Raw genomic sequence first — 20,845 nt, 5'->3', positions numbered from 1 at the left:
TTTTCCTCCGCATCGTGGGGGGTGCGGCCCGCGCCCGGGGAAGGGGGAAGCTGTCGCGGACCGACCACCATCGGTGACAGTCACGCTATGGAGGGGGTATGACAAAAATCAGGAGCGGGCCAGCCGGCGCAGCAGTGAGTCGGCTCCCATCGGGTACGCGCCGTGCCGGCGTACCCCGTCCGCGACCTCCCGGTCCGACGAGATCACCACGAGCGGCCGGCCCGCCGGCTCGGCCCGGACGAGCTGGCGGATGAGCTCGTCGGCGGTGTCGCCCTTGTGCGAGAAGAGCACCCGGACCCCGCGCGGGGCCGGCGGCAGCCCGTGCACCCGCTCGGCGCCGTCGAAGACCACGGTGACCTCGTCGCCGGTCTGCGCGGCGATGCCGCCCAGCCCGGTGATCAGGCGCTTGCGCTGCTGCTCCAGCGACATCTCGGCGAAGCCGCGCTTGGTGACGTTGTAGCCGTCCACGATCAGGTGCGCCCGGGGCAGGGCCAGCAGCTGGTCCAGGCGGCCCGGGTCGTCGGTGTCCTGGGCCCGCGGGCGCGAGCGTTCGAGCGCGCCGGGCCGGTCGGCCGCCGTGTCGGCGACGAAATCGGCCGGCAGCTTGTCGGTCGGGCCGAGGGCCAGCTCGCGGCGCAGCCCGGACGCGGCCTGCCCGATCGTCTCGAGCAGCAGCCAGAGGCGGGTCTCGTCGGCGGCCCGGGCGTCCTTGGCGCTCTGCCGGCCCGAGGCGGCCGACGCCTCGGCCTCGGCGAGACGGGTCCGCAGCCGGCGTACCTCGGCCTCGTGATCGGCCGTCACCTTGGCCGCGCGGCCCTTCTCGGTGGCCAGCAGGTCGGCGGTCCGCTTCTGGGCCGCCTGCGTCTCGCGCAGGGCGCGGGACGCGGCGCGGGCCTCCTCGCGCACCTGGCCGAGCTCCTCGCGGACCCGGGCCAGCTCGTCGCGCAGCTTGTCGGCCTCGACCCGGGCGACCGCGCGGTCGTGCTCGGCCCGGGCGGCCCGCTGCTCGGCGTCGCGGATCTGACCGGCGATCGCGGCGACGTCGGCCTCGGCGCGCACGGACTCGCCCGCCGCCCCGATCAGCTCGCGCCAGCCCGCCGGGCGGGCCAGGTAGGCCAGCGCGGCGACCTCCACCGGGTCCGCCGCCGCGGGCGCCATCCCGCTCGCCACGGCGGCGCCGAGGTCGCCCGCGTCGGTGACGATGCGGCCGCTGATCCGCTGGCGGAACAGCGGGTCGGCGGCGAGCTGGGCGGCGATCGCCGGCCCGCCGAGCCGGGCCCGGCGATTGGGCGCGAAACGGGCGACCCGGCGCAGGGCCACCGGCGTCTCCTCGTTCGGCAGCCCGGCGATGGCGGCCGCGGCCAGCACGGTGATGCGCTGGCGGACGGCCTCCGGCAGCGTGGGCTCCGGCCCCTGATCGTCGTCGTCCTGATCGTCCGCCGCGTCCCCGGCGACCGGATCAAGCTCCGGGTCACCGCCGTCAACCAGGTCCGGCTCGGTGACGCCGTCCTCGCCGGCCCGTTCCCGGGCACCCTGCGCGCCACGATCCGCCTCCTCGTAGGGGCGGTCGCCGGCGGGCGGGGGCGCGTACATTTCTCCATTCTCCCACCGTGGGCAGCGGAAAAGCTTGCGGTAGCAAGTGATCTTTTCCCGTGCGGGCGGGAGTTTGTCGTACCCCCTCTCTAAATTGCCCGTCGTGGCACAACCGGCATACGTGCAGGGCACTCTGGACACCCTCCTGAGCGCCGACGGCTCCGTCGACCCGGCGGCGCTGTCCCTGCGGGACACGACTTTCGTGGTCCTCGACCTGGAGACGACCGGCGGGGCGCCGGACGGCGGCGGCATCACCGAGATCGGCGCGGTCAAGGTGCGCGCCGGTGAGGAGCTGGGGGTGCTCGGCACCCTGGTCAACCCGGGTGAACGGATCCCGCCGTTCATCACGGTGCTGACCGGCATCACCGAGGCGATGCTGGCCCCGGCGCCGCCGATCGAGGCGGTCCTGCCGAGCCTGCTCGAGTTCCTGCGCGGCGCCGTCCTGGTCGCCCACAACGCGCCCTACGACGTCGGCTTCCTCAAGGCCGCCTGCGCCCGGCACGGGCACCCCTGGCCGCAGCTGCGGGTGCTCGACACCGCCGCGCTGGCCCGCCGGGCGCTGACCAAGGACGAGGTGCCCAACCGCAAGCTCGGCACGCTCGCCCAGTTCTTCCGGGCCGCGGTCCAGCCCACCCACCGGGCGCTGGACGACGCCCGGGCCACGGTCGACGTGCTGCACGGGCTGATCGAGCGGCTGGGCAGCTTCAAGGTGCACACCCTGGGCGACGCGATCGAGTTCGCCAAGGCGGTCACCCCGACCCAGCGGCGCAAGCGCCACCTGGCCGACGGGCTACCGCACGGGCCCGGCGTCTACGTCTTCCGCGCGGCCGACGAGCGCCCGCTCTACGTCGGCACGTCGGTCGACATCGCGACCCGGGTGCGCAGCTACTTCACCGCCAGCGAGAAACGGGCCCGGATGTCCGAGATGATCGCCGCGGCGGTCCGGGTGGAGGCGGTGGAGTGCGCCCACTCGCTGGAGGCGGAGGTGCGCGAGTTGCGGCTCATCGCGGCCCACGCGCCGCCGTACAACCGCCGGTCGAAGTATCCCGAGCGGGTGGTCTGGCTGAAGCTGACCGCGGAGGCGTATCCGCGCCTGTCGGTGGTCCGGGCGCTGGCCGACGACGACGCGGCCTATCTCGGGCCGTTCTCCTCGCGCCGCACGGCCGAGCTGGCCGCCGCCGGCGTCTACGACGCCGTGCCGCTGCGCCAGTGCACCCACAAGCTCTCGGTCCGGACCCGCACGCCGGCCTGCGCCCTGGCCGAGCTGGGCCGGTGCCCGGCGCCCTGCGAGCACGAGATCACCCCGGAGGAGTACGCCCTCAGGGCCGCCCTGCCGTTCCGCACGGCCACCTACGGCGACCCCGAGCCCCTGGTGGAGGCCCTGCTGCACCGCATCGAGGCGCTGGCCGAGCGGCAGCGCTACGAGGAGGCGGCGGTGATCCGGTCCCGCCTGGTGGCCCTGCTGCGCGCCACCGTCCGGATGCAACGCCTCGGCGCCCTCACCGGCATCGGCGAGCTGGTGGCCGCCCGGCGCAACGACGCGTACGGCTGGGAGATCGTCGTGGTCCGGCACGGCCGGCTGGCCGCCGCGGCCACCTCGCCGCCCCGGCTGCACCCCCGGCCGACCCTCGATCTGGCCCGCGCGACCGCCGAGACGGTCCTGACAGGACCCGGTCCGGTGCCAGCCGCGTCCGCCGAGGAGACCGAGCGGATCCTGGCCTGGCTGGAACGGCCCGACACCCGGCTGGTGGAAACTTCCGGCGACTGGGTGTCACCGGCGCGTGGCGCTGCGCGCTTCACTACGCTGCTCACCAGGGCGGAAGCCGCGGCGTCGAGAAGAGACTCGTCCGTTCGCTCATCGGTAACTGACCGTTCGGATGACGCTCGCTCGCTTAGGCTGTAAGGAACGCGGCGCACGAAGCCGTGAAAATCGGTGGGATCCGTGCGTACCGTTCCGGGACCGTGCGGTCGATCGGTGAGGGGGTGTCCGAGTGGACGTCGACGCCGGCCACGGCGCCGCCCTTGGACGTGCCCTGTCCCCGCCCGCCGGGGAGATCCCACTTTCGCGCCGGCTGCGCTCGTTCCTCAGCTTCCAGGGCAACGACGACGATCCCGTCACGACCCTCACCCGCACCCACCGCACCATCCACCCCTCCGCTGACGCGGGCGTGCTGCGCCGCAGCTACGCCGTCGCGGAGAACATGCACCGCGGCCAGTTCCGCAAGAGCGGCGATCCGTACATCACGCACCCGCTGGCCGTCGCGCAGATCTGCGCCGAGTTGGGCATGGACACGACCACCCTGGTCGCCGCGCTGCTGCACGACACGGTCGAGGACACCAGTTACACGCTGGAGACGCTGCAGGGCGACTTCGGCCCCGAGGTGGCCCACCTGGTCGACGGCGTGACCAAGTTCGACAAGGCGTTCTACGGCAAGGTCGCCGAGGCCGAGACGATCCGCAAGATGATCGTGGCCGCCGGCAAGGACGTCCGGGTGCTGGTGATCAAGCTGGCCGACCGGCTGCACAACATGCGTACCCTGGACGCCCGCTCGCCGGCCTCCCGGGCCCGGATCGCGACCGCCACCCTCGACGTGCTGGTCCCGCTCTGCGACCGCCTCGGCATCCAGGCCCTCAAGCGCGACCTCGACGACGTGGTGCTCTACCACCTCGAGCCGGAGTCGTACGCCCGCATCGAAGAGCACGTGAAGAACCGTCCCGGCTGGTCGGAGTACCTGGACGACGTGCGGGCCAAGGCACAGACCGCGCTGCGCCGGTCACGGGTGGACGCCAAGGTCAGGCCCCGTCCCCGGCACTACTACTCGATCTGGAAGGACACCGTCGCCGGCGGCCACTCCGTCCCGCTCGACCTGCCCCGCATCGCGGTGATCGTCGACGGGCCCGAGACCGACTGTTACGCCGCGCTCGGCGCGATCCACGGCCAGTGGCGCCCGGTCGCCGGCCGGTTCAAGGACTTCATCGCCTCGCCGAAGAACAACCTCTACCGTTCCCTGCACACCACGGTCACCGGCCCCGAGGGCCGCCTCGTCGAGGTGCTGATCCGCACGGTGTCCATGCACCGCTGCGCCGAGTACGGCGTGGCCACCGGCTACCGCTACCCCAAGTCGCCCGAGGGCGCCGAGGCCCCGGGGGCCGACCAGCTCACCTGGCTCAAACGGGTGCTGGACTGGCAGCAGGACACCACCGACGCCGGGCAGTTCCTCGCCTCGCTGCGCTGCGACCTCGCCGAGGGCCAGATCCAGGTGTTCGCCCACGGCAACACGTTCGACCTGCCCGCCGGCTCCACCCCGGTCGACCTGGCGTACGAGCTCAGCGCCGACAAGGGCGACGAGACCCTGGCCGCGACCATCAACGGCCGGCTGGCCCCGCTGAGCTCCCCGCTGTGCGACGGCGACGTGGTGGAGATCTTCACCGAGACCGACGGCCACGTCGAGGTCGAGCCGCACGCCGCGCCCCGCGGCCCCCGCAAGGAATGGCTGGGCTTCGTGAAGTCGACCCAGGCCCAGATGCAGATCAACCGCTACTTCGCCGAGGAGAACTCCCCCGGCATCAGCATCGCCGACAAGGTCCGGCTGGGCCGCGCCACGATCGGGCTCACCCTGCGCAAGCACGACCGCGGCCTGGCCAGCGAGGTCCCGCTCCGCCGGCTGAGCGAGGAGCTCGGCTATCCCGACCTGGAGACCATGCTGGTCGCCGTCACCGAGCGCAATCTGGAGCCCGATCAGGTGGTCGAGCAGCTCATCGCCCTGGTCGACCACCCGGACTGAGGCTGTCGCACCCGGCCGATAGCCTGACGAGGTGAACATCCACCGGCGGCTCCGCGGCGTCGCTTATCAAGCGTTCTACCGGCTGCCGCACTCCGTGCGCCGCCGCATCGTCCGCCTGGTGGTCCCGAAATACCTCGTCGGCGCCGTGGCGATCATCCGCGACGCCGAGGCCCCCGACCCGGGCCGGCTGTTGCTGCTGCGCCAGCCGCCCGGCCGCAGCTGGGGCCTGCCCGCTGGCCTGCTGAAGAAGGCGGAGCCGCCGGCGGTGGGCGCGGCCCGCGAGCTGGCGGAGGAGTCGGGCGTGGTCATCGCGCCCGAGGAGCTGACCCCCGCGGTGCCGAACGCGATCGTGCACCCCAAGGGCTGGGTCGACACCGTCTTCCTGGGCTCGGTCCCGGCGTCGGCGAATCCGCTGGTGGTCGACGGCGGCGAGGTGCTGGAGGCCGGCTGGTTCCCGCTCGACGACCTGCCCCGGCTCACCCGGAACACGGAGGTCGTGCTGGGCATCTACGGCCTGGGCCCGCGCGCGACCCAGCCCACGCGATGACCGGCCCCGCCGAGGTCTGCGCGGTCGTCCTGGCCGCGGGCGAGGGCCGGCGGCTGCGGCCCCTGACGGAGCTGCTGCCCAAGGCGCTCTGCCCGGTCGGCAACGTGGCGCTGCTCGACCGGGCGCTCACCCGGATCGGCGGCCTCGGCCTGCACGGAGCGTCCGACGTGGCCGTCAACGCGGCGTACCTCGCCGACCAGGTGGTCTCCCACGTCGGCGACCGCGCCCACCTGTCCGTGGAGCCGGACGGCCCGCTGGGCACCGCTGGCGGCATCGGCCGGCTGCGCGGCTGGATCGACGGCCGGGGCGTGCTGATCGGCAACGCGGACGCCTACCTGGCGGACCCGCGGCGCGAGCCGGGCCGGGACATCGCGGCGCTGCTGGAGGGGTGGGGCGGCGAGACGGCACGGATGCTCACCCGTCCCCTGCCGCCCGGAGCCAAGGGCGGCTTCAGCGGTCAACGCTTCGCCGGCTTCTCCCTGCTGCCCTGGCGGTACGTGCGCGACCTCACCGACGAGCCCGCCGACCTGGTCCGTACGGCCTGGCGCCCGGCGGAAGCGGCCGGCGAGCTGGAGCTGGTCACCTACGACGGCGTCTACATCGACACCGGCACCCCGGCGGACTACCTGACGGCGAACCTGCACGCGGCAGCCGGCGAGACCGATCCGACCGCCACGGTCACCGGCCGGGTCACCGCATCGGTGATCGGCGCGCACGCCGAGGTCCACGGCACGGTCACCCGGTGCGTCATCTGGCCGGGGGCGACAGTCCGCGAGGGCGAGACCCTGCACGACGCGATCCGCGCCGGCAAAGACCTGACCGTCCCCACCTGACCACGGGCCGGGGCGTGGATAGCATGAACCGACCCTGCCGTATCCGCCTCATCGCCGAGGAGACCGCGTGAACACCGCGATCGTGCACATCGACTGCGCCACCGACTCGATCCCCGAGGTCGCCGAGGCGCTCGCCGCGCTGCCCGGCGTGAGCGAGGTCTACTCGGTCGCCGGCAACGTGGACCTGATCGCGATCGTCCGGGTCGCGCAGTTCGACGAGATCGCGGAGGTCATCGCCGGGCGGATCTCCAAGACTCCCGGGGTGCTGAACACGGAGTCGCATATCGCGTTCCGGGCCTATTCGAAGCATGACCTCGAGGATGCGTTCGCGATCGGGCTGCCTGACGCCGACTGAGGCGGGGCGCGATCGCTGGGGGCGGCTTGGGCGGGCGGCCGGGCTCGGCCGGCTTGGGCGGGCGACCGGCTCGGGCAAGCGGCCCGCGAGCGACCGGCTTGGGCGGGACCGGCTCGGGCAAGCGGGTCGGGCAAGCGGCCCGCGAGCGACCGGCTCGGCCAGCTCGGGCGGGCGACCGGCCGGGCAAGCGGCCCGTGCAAGCGGCCCGCGAGCGACCGGCTCGGGCGAGCGACCGGCCGGCCGGCCGGGCAAGCACCCCGGGCGAACGGCCCGCGAGCAACCGGCTCGGGCGAGCGACCGGCCGGGCAAGCGGCCCGCGAGCGACCGGCTCGGCCGGCTCGGGCGAGCAAGCGGCTCGGGCGAACGGCCCGCGAGCGACCGGCTCGGCCGGCCTCGGACGAGCAACCGGCTCCGGGCGAGTAGCCGGCCCGGCGAGAGGCCGATGCTGGCCGGGCGGGAAGGTCCGACCTCGTACGGGAGGGCAGAGCCGACGGCCGGGCGTGCGGATCCGCAGCAGGCGCGGAGCGGCGCTGGGCAAGAACGAAGCGCGTAACGGAGGGGCGCCGGCCAGGCGCGGAAGCCCCAAGCAGAAGGCGTGAGCTAGTCGCGGGAGCGCCATGCAGGCGCCTCGGCGCGGCACCGGGCCGGGCGTGGAAGCACCACGCAAGCGATCCGACGCCCCCCCGCCCGCCGGGAAGCACCCCACCCGCGAACCCGCCACACAAAGAGCACCCACGCACGCAAACCCAACGCGGCACCGGGCGAGGCGCGAAAGCGCTACGACCACGACCCCAACAAGACGCCAGCCAAGCGCGGCAGCTCGGAAACCGCGTCCGAGCACATGTCACCACGCGCCCGCCCGAGCCAGCGCAACCACCCACCCCGCCCCCGGCCAGCCACCGCCCGCTGCCAGCGGGAAGATCCCAGGCCAGGCAGCCACCCGGCCCGCCAAGCCGGCCCGCGAAGCCCGCCCGCACGACCGACCCGCGGGGACGGGCCCGCGGGATCGGCCCGCGAGACCGCCCCCACAAGACCGACCCCACAAAACCGACCCCACACAACCGACCCCACACAACCGACCCCGCGGAATTGTCGGAGCCTGCCGCTACCATCCCGCCGCACACCAAAACGACGCCGCGGCCCCCGGGAGCCCCCATGTCCAACCCACCCCAGACCGACACCCGGCACCCCGCCGACGTCGTGACCGGGATGATCGACCGCGTCCTCGAGCTGGCCGCGACCTGGCCCTCCTGGGACGGCGTCCCGGTCCCCGCCGGCGACCGCCTCTACACCCCGCACAAGGCCATCCGCCGGGTCACCGACCGCCTGATCGACCACCTGGCCGAGATCGAGGCCCGGGTGGCCGGCGTGCCGACGATTCCGGACGCCTGGCATGCCTCCGCCACCACCACCGCGGCCGACCTGGCTGCGTTCACCGCCGCCGATCTCGACGAGGCCCGCAGCCGGCTCACCCGGCTGGCGCAGGTCTTCGATGTGCGGCTCCGTTCGCTCACTGCCGCCCAGCTCGACCGGCGGGACGAGCCGGCCTGGTCGCCGCGGCAGATCGCCTTCCATCTGGCGGAGTCGCTCTACTACGCCGAATCCGTCGGGGACCTCGCCGTCCGGAACGCCTGACAGGCTCGGAGCGCCTGCGAAGACCGGGTCCGCCGAGACCGGGCGTGGGGGGATGACCCACCCCGCGAGGACAAACGCAGAAAAGGGGCCCCGAAGGGCCCCTTTCGTGCTGAGCGACTACCGACCGGAGGTGATCTCCTCGCGCTCCTCGCGCGCGGTCACCGGCGGCATGCCGGGCGACACCGGCGCCTCGGCCGGCTTCTCGACCGGGTAGAAGAAGCCCTTCACCGCGGGGGCCAGGGCGCCCAGGCGGTTCATCTTCTTCGGGACCACCCAGCCCGCGTAGTCCAGCGGCAGCGGGTGGCCGTGGTCGTCCACCGGGCCGAGCGGCTGGTGGACCTCGTAGAACCGGCCGTCCGCGGCGCGCTTGATGATGCCGGTCTCGACGCCGTGGGCCAGCACCTCGCGGTCGTGCTGCTGCAGGCCGAGGCAGATCCGGACCGCCAGCCAGTACGCCAGCGGCGGCAGGATCACCAGGCCGATGCGGCCGGCCCAGGTCATCGCGTTCAGGCTGATGTGGAACTTGTCGGCGATGACGTCGTTGCCGCCGGAGAGGGTGGCCACGATGAAGAACGTGAACGCCATGGCGCCCAGGCCGGTGCGCTCCGGGTTGTCGCGGGGGCGCTGCAGCAGGTGGTGCGACGTCTTGTCCTTGAGCCGCCGCGCCTCGATGAACGGGTAGAACATCGGGATCGTGGTCAGCGCGCCCAGGCCGACGACCGCGGGCCAGAACAGCGGCGGGATGACGTAGCCGTCGCCGATCGGGATGTTGATCTGCCAGGCCGGCATGAGGCGGACCAGGCCGTCCATGAACATGACGTACCAGTCGGGCTGGCTCGCCGAGGAGACCTCGGAGGCCCGGTACGGACCGAACAGCCAGATCGGGTTGATCTGGAACAGGCCGGCCATCAGGGCGATGACGCCGAAGACGGCCATGAAGAAGCCGCCCTGCTTGAGCGCGTACCGCGGGAACATGCGCTCGCCGACCACGTTGTCGTTGGTCCGGCCGGGGCCGGGCCACTGGGTGTGCTTCTGCGCGAAGACCAGGCCCAGGTGCACGCTGATCAGCGCGAGCAGGCCGCCCGGGATGAGCAGCACGTGCGCGATGTAGAAGCGGCCGATGATCAGCTCGCCGGGGAACTCGCCGCCGAAGATGGAGGCCGAGACCCAGGAGCCGACGACCGGGATCGACAGCATGATCGCCGAGGCGATGCGCAGGCCGGTGCCGGACAGGCCGTCGTCCGGCAGCGAGTAGCCGGTGAAGCCGGCCAGGAAGCCGAGCAGGAACAGCGCGACGCCGATGGCCCAGTTGGCCTCACGCGGCTTGCGGAACGCGCCGGTGAAGAAGACGCGGGCCATGTGCACGACGATCGACGCCATGAACAGCAGCGCCGCCCAGTGGTGCATCTGGCGCATGAACAGGCCGCCGCGCACCTCGAACGACAGGTCCAGCGACGAGGCGTAGGCCTGGGACATCTCCGCGCCGCGCAGCGCCGGGTAGGCGCCGTCGTACGCGACCTCCTTCATCGACGGGTCGAAGAAGAGGGTCAGGAACACGCCGGTGAGCAGCAGGACGATGAACGAGAAGAGCGCGATCTCGCCGAGCAGGAACGACCAGTGGTCCGGGAAAACCTTGTTCAACAGGCCACGCAGCGGGGTGGCGGCCTTGTAACGGTCGTCGAGCCCCTTGCCGACGTTGGCAGGGACCTGCGCTAGATCGAGCTTTCGGCGCCTCATGGCCGCTCCCAGAAGTCAGGCCCAATGGTTTCCTTGTAGTCCGAAGCTGCCACGAAGAACCCCTCATCGTCCACCTCGATGGGCAACTGGGGCAGGCGGCGGCTCGCCGGACCGAAGATCGGGCGCGCATTGTCCGTGATCAGGAACTGTGACTGGTGGCACGGGCAGAGCAACCGGTTGGTCTGCTGCTCGTACAGGCTGGCGGGGCAGCCGGCGTGGGTGCAGATCTTGGAGTACGCGATGTAGTTGCCCCACATCGAGTTCTTGTTGATCGGGTCGGCCTGGCTCTGTGCCCGGGCCGCCGCGGCGTCGTCGGCCCGCAGGTGGATCAGCAGGGTCGGCGAGTCGGCGTACTGGTTGGTGGCGCCGTGCGGGATGCCCGGGAACACCGTGATCTGGCCGCCGACGCTGACGTCCTCGGGCCGGATCCCGGTGCCGTCCTCGCGGGTGAGGCGGACCGGCTTGCCGCCGTTGGGCACCGGGTCGAAGCCGGTGTGGTACATCATCGGCTCGGCGCCCTTGTGCGGGTTCTGGATCAGGCCGCCGATGAGCGGCGCCGCCGCGACCAGGCCGAGCGGGGCCAGGCCGAGGCCGATCGCGCCCTTGAGCAGCGGCCGGCGCTGCACGCCGAGCTCCTCGCCGAGGTACGCGATGGTCTGCCCGGTGATCAGCCGGTCCTCGTCGCTGGACGGCGTGTTGTGCCGGTCCTGGATCGAGACCTCGTGCGGCAGCAGCTTCTTGGCCCAGGACAGGATCGCGAAGCCCAGCGCCAGCAGGGACACGCCGAGCGAGATGCCCAGGATCGGGGTGAAGTAGTCGCTGCGGGCGACGCCGAGCTTGAACTCCCACGGCCAGACGATGTAGAAGACCAGGAAGACCAGGGCCGCCGCGCCGGAGAGCAGGAACAGGAAGGCGATGTTGCGCACGACGCGCTTCTCGGCCTTGCTGTTGACGCCCTGGAACTGCGACTCGTACGTGACGATCTCGATGTCGTCGCGGCGGGCGCCCTCGCGGACGATGTCGAAGCGCGACAGCCGGGGGTCGTTCACGTCGACCGGCTCGGTGCCGGCTCCATGGGCGCCGTGCGGCTCCTTCACAACGGTCATGACTTCCCCGCAATCCACAGCGCCGCGAAGACCAGGATCGTGATGCCGACGACGAAGATCGCCAGGCCCTCGGTGACCGGACCGTACCGGCCGAGGTTGAACAGGCCGCCCGGGTCCTTGTCGTCCTGCAGCTGCATCTTCACGTACGTGATGATTTCGCGCTTCTGGTCCGGGGTGAGCTCGTTGTCGCCGAACACCGGCATGTTCTGCGGGCCGGTGAGCATGGCCGCGTAGATCTGCTCGGTGGTCGCGCCGTGCAGGCTCGGTGCGTACTTGCCCGAGGACAGGGCGCCGCCGGCCCCGCCGAAGCCGTGGCAGGACGTGCAGTTGATCCGGAACAGCTCGCCGCCGGCGGCCAGGGCCTTGGGGTCCTGCTCGAGGCTGGTGGTGAGGTCGCCGGACGGGATCTGCGGTCCGCCACCCAGCTCCTGGATGTACTGGCCCATCTGCTTGACCTGCGCCTTGTCGAACTGCGGCGGCTTCTGCTCGGCCTGGGCCTCCTGGCGGGTCATCGGCATGCGGCCGGTGCCCACCTGGAACTCGACCGACGCCGAACCGACGCCGATGAGGCTCGGCCCGCGACCCTCGACGCCCTCCGCATTACGGCCGTGGCACGTGATGCAGCTGTTGTCGAAGAGCGCCTTGCCCTCCTGCGCGGACGCGGAGAGCTGGCGCGTGTCCTCGGCGAAGGCGCCGGGCGCGAAGGCGGTGTAGACGCCTCCGGCCAGCGCGAGCGCGGCGAGCATGCGTGCCGCTGCGCCGAGGCGCCGCCGCGCCCGGCTCGGCGCGGACCGCCGCCGGTTGAACACCCGGAAACGCCGGCCGGCGGGGGTGTCAGAAGTCATGGGCTGTGTCCTCTGGGTTTTGACCTTGAAACTCACGGACGGGCGGCTACTGCAGCCAATAGATCATGGCGAACAGCGCGATCCACACGACGTCGACGAAGTGCCAGTAGTACGACACTACGATCGCCGAGGTCGCCTGGGCCGGCGTGAACCGGCCCATAGTGGTGCGGATCATGTAGACGATGAAGGCGATCAGGCCGCCCGTGACGTGCAGACCGTGGAACCCGGTCGTCAGGTAGAACATCGAGCCGTAGCCGTCGCCGTTGAGCTTGACGCCCTCGCCGACCAGCGTGCGGTACTCGTTGGCCTGGCCCAGCACGAAGATCAGACCCATCACGAAGGTCAGGGTGAACCAGCGTCGCAGCGCGAACACGTCACCCTTCTCCGCCGCGAAGACACCCAGCTGGCAGGTGACCGAGGAGAGCACGAGGATCACGGTGAAGACCGTGGCGTACGGGATGTTGAGCTCTTTGGTGTGCTCCGCCCACATCTCAGGCGCAGCGGCACGGATCGAGAAGTACATGGCGAACAAGGCCGCGAAGAACATGAGTTCACTGGAGAGCCACACGATGGTCCCCACGCTGACCATGTTGGGTCGGGTCAGCGAGTGGATCCGGCTCTTGTCGATGGCTGCCGCTGTCACGGGCTCATTATTGCCCCGCGATCACTCGAACATGTCGCGGGGGGCCTATTCCGGCATCCGTTCGCGACCCGTGCGCCGCTCACCGCGGGCGGCGGCCTAGCCTCGAAGGGTGCAGCCAGTCGAAACGCCCTCGCTCGTGGCGGCCTCGGGGGATACTGCTCCCCCGCCGTTCAGCGTCGCCGAGATCTTCACCCAGATCCGGCTGACCAGCCTGCTCGCCCTGTTGCTGGTGATCGCCGGCGCCGTCTACCTCTACGGCGTGCACCGCCTGCGCAAGCGCGGCGACCACTGGCCGCGGGGCCGCACGATCGCCTTCCTGGTCGGCGGGCTGGGCTCGATCGCCGCGGTCACGGTGACCGGCCTGGAGGCGTACGACACCAGCCTACTGAGTGTGCACATGGTGCAACACATGGTGCTGTCCATGGTCGGCCCGATCTTCCTGGCCCTGGGCGCGCCGGTGACCCTGGCGCTGCGCACGCTGCCCGCGGGCAACCGCAAGGTGCTGCTGTCGGTGCTGCACAGCCGGGTCGCCCGGGTGCTGACGTTCCCGCTGGTGGCGTTCGGGATCTTCGTGGCCAACCCGTTCGTCCTCTACTTCACCGGGCTCTACCGGGCCACCCTCGAGCACGCCTGGCTGCACGAGTTCATCCATGTGCACTTCATCGTCACCGGCTGCCTGTTCTTCTGGCCGCTGCTGGGCCTGGACCCGCTGCCCAACCGCTGGCCGTACCCGGCCCGGGCGCTGCTCATGGTGCTGTCCGTGCCGTTCCACACGGTGCTGGGCCTGACCATCATGCAGAGCCGGACCCTGCTCGGCGGCGACTGGTACCCGAGCCTGCGCCTGGCCTGGTCGGACCCGTGGAAGGACCAGGTGGTGGCCGGCGGCGTGCTGTGGGCCGGCGGCGAGATCGTCAGCGTCACGATGCTGGGCATCCTGGTGCTGCAGTGGATCAAGCAGTCCGAGCGCGAGGCCAAGCGGATCGACCGGGCCCTGGACCGGGCCGAGGCCGAGGAGGAACGGCGCGCCGGCGCCGCGCCGGCCGGCGCGGACCAGGCGGCGGCGACCAAGATCACAGAGCCCACCCCGGCGGTACGACCACAGCCGGACGCCCGCTAGCCGGTTCGGTACGATCAGCGGGCACCTTCGAGCGTGGGAACCGGGGTCACACATGAGCGACGACAGCAAGCCGCAGCCGGACAAGTACACCGTCCTGCTGTACAGCGACGACCCGGCGGTCCGCGACCGGATCCGGCTGGCGATCGGCGTCCGCCCCGCCGCCGACCTCTCCGTCGAGTTCGTCGACGCCTCCACCTGGGAGGAGTGCCGGATCCTGCTGGACACGTACGAGATCGACCTGATGGTCCTCGACGGCGAGGCGGCCCCGGCCGGCGGCCTGGGCATCGCCCGGCAGACCAAGGACGAGTACGCGGCCCCGCCGCCCACCTGCGTGGTGATCGCCCGCGCCGCGGACCGCTGGCTGGCCGCCTTCGCGCAGGTCGACGCCACCCTGGTGCACCCGCTCGACCCGGTGACCACCGGTCAGACCATCGCCGCCATGCTCCGCGGGCGCCGCAACGGCGTGGTCCCGCTGGGCACCATGGGCAAGCTGGGCTGACCCCCTTCCCACCACGCCACCGCCCCTCCCCCTGGACCGGATCTCCCCCCGAAGGAGTGCCCCGCATGGGAGCACCGACCTGGCCGAACCTGCTGAGCGCGCTGCTGCGCGCCGAGGAGCTGACGGCGCAGGACACCGCCTGGGCCATGGGCGAGATCATGGCCGGCAACGCCACGCCGGTGCAGGTCGCCGGGTTCGCGGTGGCGCTGCGGGCCAAGGGCGAGACGCCCGGCGAGCTGGCCGGGCTGGTCGAGGCCATGCTGGCCAGCGCCACGGTCGTCGACCTGCCGGAGGACGTCCGGGCGGACGCCGTCGACGTGGTCGGCACCGGCGGCGACCGGGCCCACACGGTCAACATCTCCACCATGGCCGCGATCATCACGGCGGCGGCCGGGGTCAAGGTCGTCAAGCACGGCAACCGGGCGGCCTCGTCCGCGTGCGGCACCGCCGACCTGCTGGAGTTCTTCGGCATCCCGCTGGACCTGGGACCGGCGGGGGTGGCCCGCACGGTCTCCGAGGCCGGGATCGGCTTCTGCTTCGCCGCCCGCTACCACCCCGGCATGCGGCACGCGGCCGTGACCCGGCGCGAGCTGGGCCACCCGACGTTCTTCAACGTGCTGGGCCCGCTGACCAACCCGGCCCGGCCCCGCGCGGCGGCGGTCGGCTGCTTCGACCAGCGGATGGCGCCGGTGATGGCCGAGGTGTTCGCCCGCCGCGGCGACTCGGCGCTGGTGATGCGCGGCGAGGACGGCCTGGACGAGTTCACCACGGCCGCGCCGACGCGGATCTGGACGGTCAAGGACGGCTCGGTGACCGAGTCCGTGGTGGACGCGGTCGACTTCGGGCTGCCCCGCAGCAGCCCCGGCGACCTGCGCGGCGGGGACGCGGCGTTCAACGCCGGCGCGGCCACCCGCGTGTTCGCCGGCGAGCCCGGCCCGATCCGCGACGCGGTCCTGCTCAACGCGGCGGCGGCGTTCGCGGCGCACGCCGGCTTCCCCGGCACGTTCGCCGACACGATGCGCGCCGGGATAGCGCGCGCGGCGGAGACAGTGGATTCCGGGGCGGCCACCGCGCTGCTCGGCCGCTGGGTGGAGGCGGCCAAGGCCGCCAAGGCCGACGAGACGGCCTGAGCCGGCCCGGCGCCCGGCCCGGTGTGAGACGGACAATATTTTCCTGACACGCCGCAGCGGGTTCCCGCGGTCGGTCGCGGCCCGTGACAACGTTTGAATGACATTCGGGTAATTCCACCTTCCGGCGAAGAGGAGCCACCCGTGCGAGATCGTGAACTGCGCTGCTTCATCTGCGACGCCGATCTGCCGTTCGAGACGCCGCCCTGTGCCGACGGCCACGACGAGGAGTGCCCCGAGCTGCTCTGCACGCGCTGCGGCGCGGCGGAGATCGTCGCCCCGGTCACCTTCCGCGTGCTGTTGTCCGCCGGCGGGGCCCGAGTGGCCCCCCAGCAGCGCCGGGCGGCCTGAGCCATACTCCGCTGACCCTCCGCCCGCGCGGAGGGCTCACCGGCGAGCAGAGGGCGCGCACCGGCCGTCGGCGCGGGCGGACACCAGGCAGACATCGGACGGACACCAGGCAGGCAGAAGGCCCGCACCCCCGAGGGGATGCGGGCCTTCCGGACGTCAACGGGCGATCAGTGCTCGGCGGGGTGCCGGGTGCCCGAGTAGTACTCGAACAGCAGGCCGCAGGCGGCGAAGATCACCATGATCAAGCCCAGCGCCACCAGCCACCACTGCCAGAACACCAGGCCCAGGCCGGCGGTCGAGGCGGACAGGGCCAGGCCGAACGGCCAGTAGCTGCCCGGGCTGAAGAAGCCGACCTCGCCGGCGCCCTCGGCGATCTCGCCGTCCTCCCGGTCCTCGGGCCGCAGGTCGATGCGCCGGGCCACGAACCAGAAGAAGCCGCCGCACATCGAGCAGAGCAGGCCCGACAGGATCAGCGCGATGAAGCCGATCCACTCCAGGTTGCCGACCTCGCCGTACGTGTAGAAGCCGTAGACGGCGGCCGCGCCGAACAGGAAGACGGCGACGCCGGCGAAGATCTTGTATTCGGTCTTCAACTCTGGTCCCTACTTCCCTGCCGCGACGGTGCCGGACTGGTTCCAGGACTGACCGGTCCGCCGGCTGTCGAACGGCCGCGTGGTGACCGCGAAGCGCTCGTCGCCGGTGAAGCCGATGGCACCCATCGCGTCCGGCGTGGAGGCGCCGCCCCGCTTGGCGGCGAGGTACTGGTCGAACCGCTCCGGGGAGACCACGACCAGCTCGAACTGCATGAAGGCGTGGTACGTGCCGCAGAGCTCGGCGCAGCGGCCGACGTAGCGGCCCTCGCGGTCGAGGGTGACCTCGAAGGAGTTGCGCACGTTGCCCGGGAACACGTCGCGCTTGAACAGCATCTCCGGCACCCAGAACGAGTGGATGACGTCGCGGCTGGTCTCCTCGAAGCGGATCTTCTTGCCCGTGGGCAGGACCAGCAGCGGGATGACGTCCGTGGAGCCGAGGGTCGATGCGACCGTCTTGGCCTCCGCGCCGGGCGCGTCGCGGTAGTTGAACTGCCAGTTCCACTTGAACCCGACGACCTCGACGGTCATGTCCGGCTTGGCCGACAGCTTGTCCACGTCGCTCTGCACGATCGCCGTGTAGTAGAACAGCACCGCGACGATCAGCACCGGGGTCACCGTGTACAGGACCTCGAGCGGCATGTTGAACCGGGTCTGCACGGGCAGGGCGTCGCCCCGCTTGCGGTACCGGATGATGCACCAGAAGATCAGGCCCCACACGAAGACGCCCACGACCAGGGCCGCGATGGTCGCCGCGATCCACATGTCGTACATCTTGTGTGCCTGCAGACTGATGCCGTGCTCGGGCCAGCCGAACCCGCCGAAGGCGCTTCCGACGCTGTCCACCGAACAGCCCGAGAGCAGGGCCAGCAGCATGGCACCACCGACACCGAGCCCGGCGAGCCGTACGACACGCGGCCGTGCGACCGAACTCCTTGAGACCACCTGCTCCTGCCTCCCTAGAGCACCGCCCGGCACCGAATCCGGACACCGGCGGCAAGGTGTCACCGACGGTCGCACACTACTCGACCTGGCCCTGCCACCCGCTGACCGGGGGTCGGATCTTCGAGGTACCCACGAAACCACTGATCATGTGGACGATACCGTTCGGCGGGTGGAATCCACGCCCGATCCGGCCGGTGCATCGGCCTACCTCGACGCGGCCAGCGCCGCGCCCCCGCATCCGGTCGCGCGGCAGGCCCTGCTGGCGGCCCTGGCCGACGGCTGGGCCGACCCGGACCGGCTCTACGCCGCCGGCCGGCGGGCCCAGCAGCTGCGGGAGGCGGCGCAGGGCAGCGTGGCCGAGTCCCTCGGGGTACGCCCCGACGAGGTGTCCTTCCATTCCTCGGGCACGGCCGCGGTGCACGCCGCCGTCCTGGGCGGACTCGCCGGGCGGGCCCGGGCCGGCCGCACGCTGGTCCACTCCGCGATCGAGCACTCCGCCGTGCTGCACGCCGCGGCCCTGGCCGGCGCGGCGGCGCCCGTGGGCGTGGATCTCGCCGGCCGGCTGGACCTGGACGCCTGGCGCACGGCGGTCGGCGCGGACGGGGTGGCGCTCGCGAGCCTGATCAGCGCCAGCCACGAGGTCGGCACGGTGCAGCCGGTGGCGGCCGCCGCCGAGGCGTGCGCGGAGCACGGCGTGCCCCTGTACGTGGACGCCGCCCAGTCGATCGGGCGGGTCGCGGTGCCGCCGGGCTGGTCGCTGCTGACCGCCAGCGCGCACAAGTGGGGCGGGCCGCCGGGGGTGGGCGTGCTCGTGGTGCGCAAGGGGGTGCGGTGGCTCTCGCCGTACCCGGGTGATGATCGTCACCGGCCGCGGCCGGTGGGCGCGCTCGATCTGCCGGCCGTCGTCGCGGCCGCGGCCTCGCTGCGGGCCGTGCTGGCCGAGGCGCAGGCCGAGGCCGTCCGGCTCGGCGCCCTGGTCGACCGGATCCGCGCGCGCGTCGTGGCCACCGTGCCCGACGTCGAGGTGGTCGGCGACCCGGTGCAGCGGCTGCCGCACCTGGTGACCTTCTCCTGCCTGTACGTCGACGGCGAGGCCCTGCTGCACGCGCTGGACCGGCACGGCTTCGCGGTGTCGTCGGGCTCGTCGTGCACCGCGTCGACGCTGCGGCCCAGTCACGTGCTGGAGGCGATGGGCGTGCTCAGCCACGGCAACGTGCGGGTGTCGCTGCACCGGGAGACGACGGAGGATGAGGTGGACCGCTTCCTGGCGGTCCTGCCCGGCGTCGTCGCGGGGCTGCGCAGGGAGGCGGGAATGTGATCGAGGTGGACTCGCGCGGCCGGCGCTGCCCGCTGCCGATCATCGACCTGGCGCGGCGGATGCCGGAGGTGGCGGTCGGCGCCGTGGTCCGGGTGCTGGCCGACGACCCCGCGGCGGCCAACGACATCCCGGCCTGGTGCCGGATGAAGGGCCACGAGTACCTGGGCAGTCCCGCGCCGGACGCCTACGAGGTGCGCAGGCTGAGATAGTCGACGACCGCGCCGACCGGGTCCTGGGCCAGGTGCGTGTCGACGACCAGGCGCGGGCCGAGGTACGGCTCGTACTCGGCCTGGCGTTCCAACACCCGCACCCAGTCCGGGATCCCGTCGTGGGCGCGGGCGGCGTACCGGGTCTCCACCCGGCGGCGGTGCTCCGCGTCGTCGCCGCAGACCACCTCGACGACCCGCAACGAGACGTCGAGGCGTTCGGCGAGCTCGACCCAGAGCTGCCGGGCCGCCCGGACCGGGTTCACCGCGTCGATGATCACGTGGTGGCCCATCCGCAGCTGGGTCTCGGCCAGCGCGGCCACCACCCCGTACGCGGCGTACCCGGGCCGGGCCTCGCTCACCTCGTACGCGGCCATCGTGAAGTCGACCGTGTCCACCGCCAGCACCGCGGCCGGCAGCGCCGCCCCCACCCGCTCGGCGAGCGTGCTCTTGCCCGCGCCCGGCAGGCCGGCGAAGACGGCGAGGATCGGCATGGGACGTGCTCAGGCCGCGGCGGGCAGGTGCGGCAGGACGTCGGCGGCGGCCGCGTCGCCGTAGGAGTCGGCGAGGCGCTTGAGGAAGAAGTCGGGCTTGACGTCGTACTCCTGCGGACCGACCGTCTCGAGCACCAGCGCGGCGACCAGCGAACCCACCTGGGCGGCCCGCTCCAGGCCGACGCCCCAGCCCAGGGCGGCGAAGAAGCCGGCCCGGAAGCCGTCGCCGACGCCGGTCGGGTCGTCCGGGATGACGTCGCGGGCCACCGGCACGTGGATGCGCTCCAGGCCGCGGCCGGTGATCTCCACGCCGTCCTTGCCGAGCGTGGTGACCCGCACCCGGACCTGCTCGAGGACCTGTTCGCCGGTGAGGCCGGCCTTGGTCTCCAGCAGCGAGCGCTCGTAGTCGTTGGTCAGCAGGTACTCCGCGCCGGTGATCAGCGTGAGCACGTCGCTGCCGTCCATCCGGGCGAGCTGCTGCGAGGGGTCGGCGGCGAACGCGTACCCGCGGGCCCGGCACTCCTGCGAGTGGCGGATCATCGCGGCCGGGTCGTTCGCGCTGACCAGCACCAGGTCGAGCCCGCCGGCGCGCTCGGCGACCGGGGCCAGCTCGATGTTGCGCGCCTCGCTCATCGCGCCGGCGTAGAACGACGCGATCTGGTTCAGGTCGTCGTCGGTGGTGCAGACGAAGCGGGCCGTGTGGGCGACCTCGCTGACGTGCACCGAGTCGCAGTCGACCCCGTGCCGCTCGAGCCAGGACCGGTAGTCGGCGAAGTCGGCGCCGACCGCGCCGACCAGGATCGGGCGCAGGCCCAGCTTGCCCATCCCGTAGGCGATGTTCGAGGCGACGCCGCCACGCCGCACGACCAGGTCGTCGACGAGGAACGAGAGCGAGACCTTGTGCAGCTGGTCGGCGATGAGCTGCTCGGCGAACTTGCCCGGGAAGTGCATCAGGTGGTCGGTGGCGATCGAGCCGGTAACGGCGATCTTCATGTCGGCCCTCGAGGTCGGGTGCGATTACCGGGTGAGCCTACCGGCCCGTGGCCCGCGGGACATCCGGGCGTCACCCGCCGGACATGACCGAGGGCCGCCCCGGAAACCCGGGACGGCCCTGGACGG

21 protein-coding genes are annotated in these 20,845 nt (G+C 72.4%); 12 read left to right on the top strand and 9 right to left on the bottom strand.

The annotated features are described in order from the left end of the window. Positions 1–108: 108 nt before the first annotated feature. Complete coding sequence (locus tag Ani05nite_RS39285) at positions 109–1,593, bottom strand: NYN domain-containing protein (protein ID WP_239131081.1); 1,485 nt, start codon at positions 1,591–1,593, stop codon at positions 109–111. 103 nt (positions 1,594–1,696) lie between these two features. On the opposite strand from Ani05nite_RS39285, the gene Ani05nite_RS39280 reads away from it, so the two are divergent. From Ani05nite_RS39280 to Ani05nite_RS39255, 6 genes are all read left to right on the top strand, one after another. Then, a complete protein-coding gene (locus Ani05nite_RS39280; RefSeq protein WP_203777019.1) occupies positions 1,697–3,496 on the top strand; it encodes a DEDD exonuclease domain-containing protein in 1,800 nt (599 codons plus the stop codon). An 88-nt stretch (positions 3,497–3,584) separates the two neighbouring features. Beyond that, positions 3,585–5,378 carry a RelA/SpoT family protein gene (locus tag Ani05nite_RS39275; RefSeq protein ID WP_203777017.1) on the top strand — a complete coding sequence of 598 codons (1,794 nt, stop codon included), beginning with the start codon at positions 3,585–3,587 and terminating at the stop codon, positions 5,376–5,378. 31 nt (positions 5,379–5,409) lie between these two features. Continuing rightward, the gene (locus Ani05nite_RS39270; protein ID WP_203777015.1) at positions 5,410–5,925 is read left to right on the top strand and encodes an NUDIX domain-containing protein; all 516 of its coding nucleotides are present in this window, start codon (positions 5,410–5,412) and stop codon (positions 5,923–5,925) included. Continuing rightward, on the top strand, positions 5,922–6,758 hold the full coding sequence (locus tag Ani05nite_RS39265) for a nucleotidyltransferase family protein (RefSeq protein WP_203777013.1): 837 nt from the start codon (positions 5,922–5,924) through the stop codon (positions 6,756–6,758). The genes Ani05nite_RS39270 and Ani05nite_RS39265 overlap by 4 nt, the downstream gene beginning before the upstream one ends. A 67-nt stretch (positions 6,759–6,825) precedes the next feature. Then, positions 6,826–7,113, top strand: coding sequence for an Lrp/AsnC family transcriptional regulator (locus Ani05nite_RS39260; protein WP_203777011.1), 288 nt, complete (start codon positions 6,826–6,828; stop codon positions 7,111–7,113). Between the two features lie 1,155 nt (positions 7,114–8,268). Then, positions 8,269–8,748, top strand: a complete 480-nt coding sequence (locus Ani05nite_RS39255; RefSeq protein WP_203777009.1) for a hypothetical protein — start codon at positions 8,269–8,271, stop codon at positions 8,746–8,748. A gap of 117 nt (positions 8,749–8,865) precedes the next feature. Here the strand turns inward: Ani05nite_RS39255 and qcrB are convergent, their stop codons facing one another. Genes qcrB through ctaE form a run of 4 tightly spaced genes read right to left on the bottom strand, consistent with a single transcriptional unit; the run spans position 8,866 to position 13,079 of the window. Then, positions 8,866–10,485: a cytochrome bc1 complex cytochrome b subunit gene (gene qcrB, locus Ani05nite_RS39250; RefSeq protein ID WP_203777007.1), complete on the bottom strand. Its 1,620-nt coding sequence runs from the start codon at positions 10,483–10,485 to the stop codon at positions 8,866–8,868. Next, the gene (qcrA, locus tag Ani05nite_RS39245; RefSeq protein ID WP_377880901.1) at positions 10,482–11,582 is read right to left on the bottom strand and encodes a cytochrome bc1 complex Rieske iron-sulfur subunit; all 1,101 of its coding nucleotides are present in this window, start codon (positions 11,580–11,582) and stop codon (positions 10,482–10,484) included. Before qcrA ends, qcrB begins: the two co-directional genes overlap by 4 nt. 5 nt (positions 11,583–11,587) lie before the next feature. Beyond that, the gene (gene qcrC / locus Ani05nite_RS39240; protein ID WP_203777003.1) at positions 11,588–12,436 is read right to left on the bottom strand and encodes a cytochrome bc1 complex diheme cytochrome c subunit; all 849 of its coding nucleotides are present in this window, start codon (positions 12,434–12,436) and stop codon (positions 11,588–11,590) included. 46 nt (positions 12,437–12,482) lie between these two features. Then, positions 12,483–13,079 carry an aa3-type cytochrome oxidase subunit III gene (ctaE, locus tag Ani05nite_RS39235; RefSeq protein WP_203777001.1) on the bottom strand — a complete coding sequence of 199 codons (597 nt, stop codon included), beginning with the start codon at positions 13,077–13,079 and terminating at the stop codon, positions 12,483–12,485. A gap of 109 nt (positions 13,080–13,188) precedes the next feature. On the opposite strand from ctaE, the gene Ani05nite_RS39230 reads away from it, so the two are divergent. The 4 genes from Ani05nite_RS39230 to Ani05nite_RS39215 all read left to right on the top strand — a co-directional run bounded on the left by Ani05nite_RS39230 (position 13,189) and on the right by Ani05nite_RS39215 (position 16,173). Beyond that, positions 13,189–14,196: a cytochrome c oxidase assembly protein gene (locus Ani05nite_RS39230; RefSeq protein ID WP_203776999.1), complete on the top strand. Its 1,008-nt coding sequence runs from the start codon at positions 13,189–13,191 to the stop codon at positions 14,194–14,196. Positions 14,197–14,248: 52 nt separating this feature from the next. After that, positions 14,249–14,695 carry a hypothetical protein gene (locus tag Ani05nite_RS39225; protein ID WP_203776997.1) on the top strand — a complete coding sequence of 149 codons (447 nt, stop codon included), beginning with the start codon at positions 14,249–14,251 and terminating at the stop codon, positions 14,693–14,695. 65 nt (positions 14,696–14,760) lie between these two features. After that, a complete protein-coding gene (gene trpD, locus Ani05nite_RS39220; RefSeq protein WP_203776995.1) occupies positions 14,761–15,825 on the top strand; it encodes an anthranilate phosphoribosyltransferase in 1,065 nt (354 codons plus the stop codon). Positions 15,826–15,966: 141 nt separating this feature from the next. Beyond that, complete coding sequence (locus tag Ani05nite_RS39215) at positions 15,967–16,173, top strand: hypothetical protein (protein ID WP_203776993.1); 207 nt, start codon at positions 15,967–15,969, stop codon at positions 16,171–16,173. A gap of 167 nt (positions 16,174–16,340) precedes the next feature. Here the strand turns inward: Ani05nite_RS39215 and Ani05nite_RS39210 are convergent, their stop codons facing one another. Both Ani05nite_RS39210 and ctaC read right to left on the bottom strand, forming a co-directional pair. Continuing rightward, the gene (locus tag Ani05nite_RS39210) at positions 16,341–16,766 is read right to left on the bottom strand and encodes a cytochrome c oxidase subunit 4 (protein ID WP_203776991.1); all 426 of its coding nucleotides are present in this window, start codon (positions 16,764–16,766) and stop codon (positions 16,341–16,343) included. Between the two features lie 9 nt (positions 16,767–16,775). After that, positions 16,776–17,639 carry an aa3-type cytochrome oxidase subunit II gene (gene ctaC, locus Ani05nite_RS39205; protein ID WP_203776989.1) on the bottom strand — a complete coding sequence of 288 codons (864 nt, stop codon included), beginning with the start codon at positions 17,637–17,639 and terminating at the stop codon, positions 16,776–16,778. A 238-nt stretch (positions 17,640–17,877) separates the two neighbouring features. Between ctaC and Ani05nite_RS39200 the strand changes: the two genes are divergently transcribed. Both Ani05nite_RS39200 and Ani05nite_RS39195 read left to right on the top strand, forming a co-directional pair. Continuing rightward, positions 17,878–19,026, top strand: coding sequence for a cysteine desulfurase family protein (locus Ani05nite_RS39200; protein ID WP_203776987.1), 1,149 nt, complete (start codon positions 17,878–17,880; stop codon positions 19,024–19,026). After that, positions 19,023–19,235 (top strand): sulfurtransferase TusA family protein, encoded by a 213-nt coding sequence (locus tag Ani05nite_RS39195; protein WP_203776985.1) that lies wholly within the window; start codon positions 19,023–19,025, stop codon positions 19,233–19,235. The genes Ani05nite_RS39200 and Ani05nite_RS39195 overlap by 4 nt, the downstream gene beginning before the upstream one ends. Here Ani05nite_RS39195 and Ani05nite_RS39190 read toward each other — a convergent pair. Together Ani05nite_RS39190 and Ani05nite_RS39185 are read right to left on the bottom strand one after the other, a co-directional pair. After that, on the bottom strand, positions 19,211–19,726 hold the full coding sequence (locus Ani05nite_RS39190) for a P-loop nucleotide/nucleoside kinase family protein (protein ID WP_203776983.1): 516 nt from the start codon (positions 19,724–19,726) through the stop codon (positions 19,211–19,213). The two genes, Ani05nite_RS39195 and Ani05nite_RS39190, sit on opposite strands and share 25 nt — an antisense overlap. Positions 19,727–19,735: 9 nt before the next feature. Continuing rightward, positions 19,736–20,719 carry a carbohydrate kinase family protein gene (locus Ani05nite_RS39185; protein ID WP_203776981.1) on the bottom strand — a complete coding sequence of 328 codons (984 nt, stop codon included), beginning with the start codon at positions 20,717–20,719 and terminating at the stop codon, positions 19,736–19,738. Positions 20,720–20,845: the final 126 nt, after the last annotated feature.

It is taken from the genome of Actinoplanes nipponensis (assembly GCF_016862275.1).
Lineage (GTDB): Bacteria > Actinomycetota > Actinomycetes > Mycobacteriales > Micromonosporaceae > Actinoplanes > Actinoplanes nipponensis.
Note: the sequence above shows the minus strand (reverse complement) of the source record. Positions and strands in the feature narration are given on the sequence as shown.

What these genes read in the sequence shown, in the direction of transcription:
- Ani05nite_RS39285 (WP_239131081.1), bottom strand. Translation starts at nt 1,593, where the DNA reads ATGTACGCGCCCCCGCCCGCCGGCGACCGCCCCTACGAGGAGGCGGAT.
- Ani05nite_RS39265 (WP_203777013.1), top strand. Translation starts at nt 5,922, where the DNA reads ATGACCGGCCCCGCCGAGGTCTGCGCGGTCGTCCTGGCCGCGGGCGAG.
- Ani05nite_RS39255 (WP_203777009.1), top strand. Translation starts at nt 8,269, where the DNA reads ATGTCCAACCCACCCCAGACCGACACCCGGCACCCCGCCGACGTCGTG.
- qcrB (WP_203777007.1), bottom strand. Translation starts at nt 10,485, where the DNA reads ATGAGGCGCCGAAAGCTCGATCTAGCGCAGGTCCCTGCCAACGTCGGC.
- qcrC (WP_203777003.1), bottom strand. Translation starts at nt 12,436, where the DNA reads ATGACTTCTGACACCCCCGCCGGCCGGCGTTTCCGGGTGTTCAACCGG.
- Ani05nite_RS39225 (WP_203776997.1), top strand. Translation starts at nt 14,249, where the DNA reads ATGAGCGACGACAGCAAGCCGCAGCCGGACAAGTACACCGTCCTGCTG.
- trpD (WP_203776995.1), top strand. Translation starts at nt 14,761, where the DNA reads ATGGGAGCACCGACCTGGCCGAACCTGCTGAGCGCGCTGCTGCGCGCC.
- ctaC (WP_203776989.1), bottom strand. Translation starts at nt 17,639, where the DNA reads ATGCTGCTGGCCCTGCTCTCGGGCTGTTCGGTGGACAGCGTCGGAAGC.
- Ani05nite_RS39190 (WP_203776983.1), bottom strand. Translation starts at nt 19,726, where the DNA reads ATGCCGATCCTCGCCGTCTTCGCCGGCCTGCCGGGCGCGGGCAAGAGC.
- Ani05nite_RS39185 (WP_203776981.1), bottom strand. Translation starts at nt 20,719, where the DNA reads ATGAAGATCGCCGTTACCGGCTCGATCGCCACCGACCACCTGATGCAC.